The 8,523-nt window shown below is 71.3% G+C and carries 5 protein-coding genes; all 5 read right to left on the minus strand.

Annotated features, from left to right (window positions below; all coding sequences use genetic code 11):
* Positions 1 to 34: 34 nt before the first annotated feature.
* Positions 35 to 3,682, minus strand: a complete 3,648-nt coding sequence (locus N5D62_RS14545; RefSeq protein WP_279758549.1) for a hydantoinase B/oxoprolinase family protein — start codon at positions 3,680 to 3,682, stop codon at positions 35 to 37.
* 51 nt (positions 3,683 to 3,733) lie between these two features.
* The gene (locus N5D62_RS14550) at positions 3,734 to 4,972 is read right to left on the minus strand and encodes an MFS transporter (RefSeq protein ID WP_279758550.1); all 1,239 of its coding nucleotides are present in this window, start codon (positions 4,970 to 4,972) and stop codon (positions 3,734 to 3,736) included.
* Between the two features lie 105 nt (positions 4,973 to 5,077).
* The gene (locus N5D62_RS14555; RefSeq protein WP_279758551.1) at positions 5,078 to 5,890 is read right to left on the minus strand and encodes a putative hydro-lyase; all 813 of its coding nucleotides are present in this window, start codon (positions 5,888 to 5,890) and stop codon (positions 5,078 to 5,080) included.
* Positions 5,891 to 6,024: 134 nt separating this feature from the next.
* A complete protein-coding gene (locus N5D62_RS14560; protein WP_279758552.1) occupies positions 6,025 to 6,969 on the minus strand; it encodes a LysR family transcriptional regulator in 945 nt (314 codons plus the stop codon).
* A 230-nt stretch (positions 6,970 to 7,199) separates the two neighbouring features.
* The coding region (gene amt, locus N5D62_RS14565) for an ammonium transporter (protein WP_279758553.1) at positions 7,200 to 8,523 on the minus strand (1,324 nt) is incomplete at its 5' end.

The following is an 8,523-nucleotide window of genomic DNA, read 5'->3' on the forward strand; positions in this document are numbered from 1 at the left end:
ATGAGGGTCATCCGCCCCATCTCAAGGGGGCCCCTCACCGGGTGCCGTACCCTCCCCCGCCGGGCGTGCGGATGACGAAGACGTCACCCGGCGCCATCTCGACCTGGCCGATGTGGCCCAGCGTCTCCACCCGGCCGTCGGCGCGCTCGACCCGGTTCTCCCCGACCGCCCCCGGCGCGCCGCCGGCCATGCCGAAGGCGCCGGCGGTCCGCCCGTTGCTGAGGATGGAGGCCGTCATCGGCGTCAGGAAGCGGACGCGGCGCTCGCCGCCCTCGCCGCCGTGCCAGCGGCCCGCGCCGGCCGAGCCCTGCCGGATCGCGTAGCTGTCCAGCCGCACCGGGAAGCGGAACTCCAGCACCTCCGGGTCGGTCAGCCGCGAGTTGGTCATGTGGGTCTGCACCACCGAGGTCCCGTCGAAGCCCGGCCCGGCGCCGGAGCCCCCGGAGATGGTCTCGTAGTACTGGTGGGTCGCGTCGCCGAAGGTGAAGTTGTTCATCGTGCACTGGCCGGCGGCCATCACGCCCAGCGCGCCGTACAGCGCGTTGGTCACGCACTGCGAGGTCTCGACGTTGCCCGCCACCACCGCCGCCGGGAAGCGCGGGTTGAGCATGCAGCCCTCGGGCACGATCACCTCGATCGGCTTGAGGCAGCCGGCGTTGAGCGGGATCGCGTCGTCCACCAGCGTGCGGAACACGTAGAGCACCGCCGCCATCGTGATCGACTTGGGCGCGTTGAAGTTGTTGGGCTGCTGCGCGCTGGTGCCGGTGAAGTCCACCCTCGCCCGGCGCGCCGCCGCGTCCACCGTCACCGCGACCTGGATGCGGGCGCCGTTGTCCAGCGGCAGCGTGAAGGCGCCGTCCTTGAGCACCGAGATCACCCGGCGCACCGATTCCTCGGCGTTGTCCTGCACGTGCTGCATGTAGGCCTCGACGGTGGCGCGGCCGAACTGGCCCACCATCGCCTGCAGCTCCTGCACACCCTTCTCGTTGGCCGCCACCTGCGCGCGCAGGTCGGCCAGGTTCTGCGCCGGATTGCGGCTCGGATGCGGGCCCGAGCGCAGCAGCGCGTGCAGCTCCGCCTCGCGCAGCCGGCCCTGCTCGACCAGCTGGAAGTTGTCGATCAGCACGCCCTCCTCGGTGATGTCGCGCGAGAACGGCGGCATCGAGCCCGGCGTGATGCCGCCGATGTCGGCATGGTGGCCGCGGCTGGCGACGAAGAAACCAGGCCGCGCGTCGTCCTCGTCCAGGAACACCGGCGTCACCACGGTGATGTCGGGCAGATGGGTGCCGCCGTGGTACGGGTCGTTGAGCACGTAGACGTCGCCCGGCTTCATCGCCGGGTTGCGGTCGATGACCGAGCGGATCGACTCGCTCATCGAGCCCAGGTGCACCGGCATGTGCGGCGCGTTGGCGATCAGCTGGCCCTGGGCGTCGAACAGCGCGCAGCTGAAGTCCAGCCGCTCCTTGATGTTGACCGAGTGCGCGGTGTTCTGGAGCCGCAGCCCCATCTGCTCGGCGATGTTCATGAACAGGTTGTTGAAGACCTCCAGCACGACCGGGTCGGCCTCGGTGCCCAGCGCGCGGCTGCGGGCGCGCTCGCGCACGCGGGTCAGCAGCAGGTCGCCGGAGGGCTGCAGCTCGGCCCGCCAGCCGGCGTCGACGACGGTGGTGGCGTTGCGCTCGGCCAGGATCGCCGGCCCGTCGATGCGGGCGCCGGCGCGCAGGTCCTCGCGGCGGTGCAGCTCGGCGTCGCGCCAGCCGGCCGGCTGGTCGTCGGCCAGGCAGTACATGCGCACGCGGTCGGCCGGCTCCGGACGGTGCGTGCTCGCGATCGCGGCCTCGGCCGGCGTGTCCAGCGACGCGCCGGCGGCCAGCGCCTCCACCGACACCGCCTCGATCACCAGCGCGCGGTCCGGCATCAGGAAGGCGAAGCGGCGGCGATAGCCCTGCTCGAAGGCCTCGCGGATCGCGGCGATCGCCGCGGGCGCGGCCTCGTCCAGCGGCAGCGGGCAGGTCAGCGCGGTGTCGGTCCCCTGGTAGCGGACCTGCGCCCGCGCCACCGTGCGCAACGCGCCGGCCGGCACGCCCTGCGAAGCGAGCTCGCCGCCCGCCTGCGCGGCCAGCGCGGCCGCGGTCTCGCGCGCGGCGGCCAGGCCGTCGGCATCGAGCGGGCGCTCGATCGAGGCCTCGCGCATCGCCGTCTGGTCCGCCAGGCCCATGCCGTAGGCGCTGAGCACGCCGGCGAACGGATGGGCCAGGATGCGCGTCATGCCCAGCGCGTCGGCCACCAGGCAGGCGGCCTGGCCGCCGGCGCCGCCGAAGCATTGCAGCGTGTAGCCGGTGACGTCGTAGCCGCGCGCCACCGAGATCCGCTTGATCGCGTTGGCCATCGCCCCGACGGCGATCTGCAGCGCGCCGGCGGCGGCGTCCTCCGCCGTCATCGGCTTGCCCGCCTCGGCCATCCGCGCGGCGAGTTCCGCGAAGCGCTGCTTCACCACCTCGCCGTCCAGCGGCTGGTCCGCGCCGGGGCCGAAGACCTTCGGGAAGTAAGCCGGCTGGATGCGCCCGAGCATCACGTTGGCATCGGTCGTCGCCAGCGGCCCGCCGCGGCGGTAGCTGGCGGGACCGGGATTGGCGCCCGCCGAGGCCGGCCCGACGCGCAGCCGCGCGCCGTCGAAGGCGATCACCGAGCCGCCGCCCGCCGCCACCGTGTGGATGCTCATCATCGGCGCGCGCATGCGCACGCCGGCGACCTCGGTGTCGAAGGCGCGCTCGAACTCGCCGGCGAAATGGCTGACGTCGGTCGAGGTGCCGCCCATGTCGAAGCCGATCACCTTGTCGTGGCCCGCGGCCTGCGCGGTGCGCACCATCCCGACGATGCCGCCGGCCGGGCCGCTCAGGATCGCGTCCTTGCCCTGGAAGCGCCGCGCCTCGGTCAGGCCGCCGGAGCTCTGCATGAAGAACAGCCGCACGCCCGGCATCTCGGCCGCGACCTGGTCGACGTAGCGGCGCAGGATCGGGCTCAGGTAGGCGTCGACGACGGTGGTGTCGCCGCGCGGGATCAGCTTCATCAGCGGGCTGACCTCGTGCGAGACCGAGACCTGCGTGAAACCGATGGCCAGCGCCAGCCGCTTGGCGGCGAGCTCATGGTCCGGCGCGCGCCAGCCGTGCAGGAACACGATCGCGCAGGCCCGCAGGCCGGTGTCGAAGGCCGCCTGCAACTCGCCGCGCAACGCCGCCTCGTCCAGCGGCACCAGCTCGATGCCGCCCGCGTCGACCCGCTCGTCGGCCTCGACGACACGCTCGTACAGCAGCTCGGGCAGCTGGATGTGGCGCTCGAACAGCCGGGGCCGCGCCTGCGTCGCGATCCGCAGCGCGTCGCGGAAACCGCGCGTCGTCACCAGCAGCGTGCGGTCGCCGCGACGCTCCAGCAGCGCGTTGGTCGCCACCGTCGTGCCCATCTTCACGCAGTCGACGCGGTCCGCGGTGATGCGCTCGCCCGGCTTCAGGTCCAGCAGGCGCCGGATGCCCTCGACCGCCGCGTCGCGGTAGTGCTCGGGGTTCTCGGACAGCAGCTTGAGCGTGCGCAGCGTGCCGTCCGGCGCGCGGCCGACCAGGTCGGTGAAGGTGCCGCCGCGGTCGATCCAGAACTGCCAGCGATCGGGACTAGGGGTGGCTTGCATCGTGAAATCCGGAAGTCGAGGGAAGGTCGGAAGCGAAGCGGAGGACGGGACTCAGGCGGCGGCCGGGGCGAGCTCGCGGCCGCGGGTCTCGGGCAGCGCCAGCGCCGCCACGATCACCAGCCCGTAGCACAGCGCCGCCATCCAGCCCAGCGTCTGCCCCAGCGGGTACTGGGTGCTGAAATGACCGATCAACGCGGGGCACGCGGCGCCGAGCGCCCGCCCGATGTTGTAGCAAAAGCCCTGGCCGGAGCCGCGCACGTCGCTGGGGAACAGCTCGGCCAGGAAGGCGCCCATGCCCGAGAAGATGCCCGACAGGAAGAAGCCCAGCGGGAAGCCGAGCACCAGCATCAGGCCGTCGGTGATCGGCATCTGCGTGTAGGCCAGCACCAGCACGCCGCCCATCAGCGCGAACAGCATGAAGCAGCGGCGCCGGCCGATCGCGTCGCACAGCCAGGCGCTGGTCAGGTAACCGGCGAAGGAGCCGGCGATCAGCACCAGCAGGTAGCCGCTGGTGCCCAGCACCGAGAGATGGCGTTCGGTCTTCAGGAAGGTCGGCAGCCAGGTCGTCACCGAGTAGTACGCGCCCTGCATGCCGGTGGCCAGCAGGCTGGCCAGCACCGTGTTGCGCAGCAGGTCCGGCGAGAAGATCCGCAGGAAGTTGGCGCGCTGGCCCTGCGCCTTGGCGCGCGCCTGCTCGGCCAGGTAGACCGGCGGTTCGTCGAGGTTGCGGCGGATGTACAGGATCAGCAGCGCGGGCAGGATGCCGATCCAGAACAGCACCTTCCAGGCGGTCTCCGGCGGCAGCACCGAGTACAGGCCCCAGAACGCCAGCGCCGAGGCGGCCCAGCCGATGGCCCAGCTGCTCTGCACCAGGCCGGCGGCCTTGCCGCGATGCTTGGCCTTGATCGTCTCGGCGATCAGCACCGAGCCCACCGCCCACTCGCCGCCCATGCCGAAGCCCTGCATCGCGCGGGTGAAGAACAGCTGCTCGAAGGAGGTGGTGAAGCCGCTCAGGAAGGTGAACAGCGCGAACCACAACACCGTCCACTGCAGCACGCGGACCCGGCCGAAACGGTCGGCGAGCACGCCGGCCGCCCAGCCGCCGACCGCCGAGGTCAGCAGCGCGCCGGTGGCGATCGCGCCGGCTTCCCCCTTGCTCATGCCCCACGCGGCGATCAGCGTCGGGATCAGGAAGGTGTAGATCATGTAGTCGAAGCCGTCGACGGCGTAGCCGGCGAAGGTCGCGGTGAGCGTGCGCCGCTCGGTCGGTGTCGTGTCTCGGAGCCACATGGTGTCGTCGTCTTTCTTCTCGGTCCGGCGCGGACGCCGGCGATGGGGGCGGAGACGGCCGCCGTCGTCTCTGTCGGCGGCCGGGACGGTACTGCGGGGAAGGAATCAGGCGGCGATCAGGTCGCGGTTGAGCAGGTCGGTCACCAGCATGTAGCCCGGCGCATGGGTGATGCAGAACGGCGGACGCGCCGTGGCGATCGCCGATTGCGGCGTCACGCCGCAGGCCCAGAACACCGGCAGCTCGCCGTCGCGGACCTCGACGGCATCGCCGTAGTCGGGCCGGTCGAGATCGCGGATGCCGATGCGCGACGGATCGCCCAGGTGCAGCGGCGCGCCGTGGACCTGCGGCAGCCGCGAGGTGATCTGCACCGCGCGGATCGCGTCGGCGGCGGTCATCGGACGCATCGAGACGACCGTCGGGCCGTGGAAGACGCCGGCGGGCTGGGTCTCGATGCTGGTGCGATACATCGCGACGTTGCGGCCCTGCTCGACATGGCGCAGCGGGATGCCCTCGGCCAGCAAGGCGTGCTCGAACGAGAACGAGCAGCCGATGACGAAGGCGACCAGGTCGTCGCGCCACCAGCGCGTCAGGTCGGTGGGCTCGTCGACGAGCACGCCGTCGCGCCAGACGCGGTAGCGCGGCACGTCGGTGCGCAGGTCCAGGTCGGCGCCGAGCGCCGCCAGCGTCGGGTCGCCCGGCTCGCTCACGCCCAGCAGCGGACAGGCCTTCGGGTTGAGCGCGCAGTAGCGGCGGAAGTCGTCGGCCAGCGCCGCCGGCAGGATCGCCAGGTTGCCCTGCACGTATTCCGCGGCCAGGCCGCTGGTGTGCCCGGCGAAACCGCCGTGGCGCGCGGCCAGGCGCACGTCGAGGGCGCTGGAGGCGGCATCGAGATCGAGGGAAGCGGTCGAGGAAGGCATGGCTGGATCGCGGGCTTGTCGCGCTGGCGAGCTGTCGATGCGGCGCATTGTGGGAGCCCGGCCGGGTCGCGATCCAACGCAAATTTTGCGCGTCGGCTCATCGATTTTTTCGATGAGCACAGCAGCCCTTCCGCTTAGCCGCGCGACGCCTCCGGCGCCATGCGGGCTTTCCCGGAAGCGCGCGCGCCGCGCTGGCGCGCCACGTAGTCCAGCGCCGACTCGAGCACCGTCTCGGTGAGCTGCGAACTCGGATCCTCCCGGTAGCTCGCATGGATGGGCAGCGCCACCAGGTCGGTGTCGCTGCGCAGCACCCGCAGCGACAGGCGCTTGGCCAGTTGCTCCGCCACCGCCACCGGTAGCGTCGCGATGCCGAAACCGCCCTCCACCAGCTGCACCATCGCCGAGATCGACGAGATCGCGTGCACCCGCGGCAGCGGCAGGCCCGACTCCTGGAACATCTGCAGCAGCGCCTGGTGCGGCTGCGAGCCGCGCTGGAAGGTCAACAGGTCGTGGCCCGCCAGGTCCGACAGGCCATAGCGCCGCTTCGTGTGCAGGTCCGCCCGGCCGACGAAACCCATCGGCATCGACGCCATCGCGCGCGTGCGGACGCCACCGGCATCGGCCGCCGGGATCGCCGCGAACACCAGGTCCTGCGCCCCCCGCCTCACCTGGTCCACCAGCACCGGCGAGGTCTCCACCGTCAGCTCCAGCTCGAAATCAGGATTGGCGGCACGCATCTCCTGCAACCACCCGGTCAGCCAGCTGTGCACGACCGACTCGATCGCCCCGATCCGCAGCACCACCGGCCGGCCCGCGCCGCCCGCGCCACCGCCCATCTCCTCCTTCACCTGGCGCTGCACCTCGAGCAAGCGCTGCGCCAGCGTGTGGAAACGCTGGCCCGCCACCGTCAGGCGAAATTGCTTGTCCCGGCGATCCAGCAGGACCACGCCCAACTCCTCCTCGAGCGAGGCGATGCGGCTCGACAACGCCGATTGCGTCAGGTGCAGCTTCTCCGCGGCGCGCGTCACGCTGCGCAGCGAAGCAGCCCAGTGGAAGGCTTCGACGAAACGGAGATTCATGGCGCGGGATTATGAAAGGCAAGAAAAAAGCCGCCCCGAAGGGCGGCTTGCATGCCTCGGCCAGGCGCGGGCTCTTCACGACGCGGGGGGCGTCCCTCCGGGAACCCCCCGCATCATTCCGGCCCCACCAACGCACGCTGTTCGCGGGCCTTGGCGTGCGGGCCTTGGCGTGCGGGCCCGGGTGTGCGGGCCTTGGCCTAGGGTCCCGGGCGTGCGAGCCCGGGCTTCGATCACTTGTGATACGCGGTCTCGCCGTGGGACGAGATGTCCAGGCCCTCGCGCTCTTCCTCTTCGGTGACGCGCAGACCGATGACCAGGTCGACGATCTTGAAGGCGATCACCGAGACGACGCCCGACCACACGATCGTCAGCACCACCGCCTTGAGCTGCGTCAGCACCTGCGAACCGATCGAGTAGGCATCCGGCGCGATGGCCGCGGCCGTCACCCAGTCGCCGACCGCCGACGGACCGCCCAGGCTCGGCGAGTTGAAGACGCCCGTCAGCAGCGCGCCGACGATGCCACCCACGCCGTGCACGCCGAACACGTCCAGCGAGTCGTCCGCGCCCAGCAGCTTCTTCAGGCCCGACACGCCCCACAGGCAGGCGAAACCAGCCACCAGGCCGATCACCAGGCCGCCGCCGATGCCGACGTTGCCCGCGGCCGGGGTGATCGCCACCAGGCCGGCCACCGCGCCCGACGCGGCACCCAGCATCGAGGCCTTGCCCTTGAGCAGCGCCTCGCCCACGCACCAGGCCAGCACCGCGGCGGCCGTCGCGAACAGCGTGTTGATGAAGGCCAGCGCGGCGAAGCCGTTGGCTTCCAGCGCGGAACCGGCGTTGAAGCCGAACCAGCCCACCCACAGCAGCGCGGCACCGACCATCGTCAGCGTCAGGCTGTGCGGCGTGAACGCCTCCTTGCCGTAGCCGATGCGCTTGCCGATCATGAAGGCGCCCACCAGGCCCGCGACCGCGGCGTTGATGTGCACCACCGTGCCGCCGGCGAAGTCCAGCGCGCCCCACTGCCAGATCAGGCCGGCCTTGCCGTTCATCTCGTCGACGACGGCAGCCGAGGTGTAGGCGTCCGGGCCCATCCAGAACCAGACCATGTGGGCCATCGGCGCGTAGCTGAAGGTGAACCACAGGACCATGAACAGCAGCACCGCGCTGAACTTGATGCGCTCGGCGAAGGCGCCCACGATCAGGCAGCAGGTGATGCCCGCGAAGGTCGCCTGGAAGGCCGCGAAGACCACTTCCGGAATCACCACGCCCTTGCTGAAGGTCGCCGCGTTGGCGAAGGTGCCCGCCGCGTTGTCCCAGATGCCCTTCATGAACAGGCGGTCGAAGCCGCCGATGAACTTGTTGCCCTCGGTGAACGCCAGGCTGTAGCCGTAGATGGCCCACAGCACCAGGATCAGCGAGAAGGTCACCATCACCTGCATCAGCACCGACAGCATGTTCTTGCTGCGGACCAGGCCGCCGTAGAACAGGGCCAGGCCGGGGACGGTCATGAGGATCACCAGCAGGGTGGAGACCATCATCCAGGTGGTGTCGCCC

It is taken from the genome of Mitsuaria sp. GD03876, from assembly GCF_029840635.1.
Lineage (GTDB): Bacteria > Pseudomonadota > Gammaproteobacteria > Burkholderiales > Burkholderiaceae_C > Roseateles.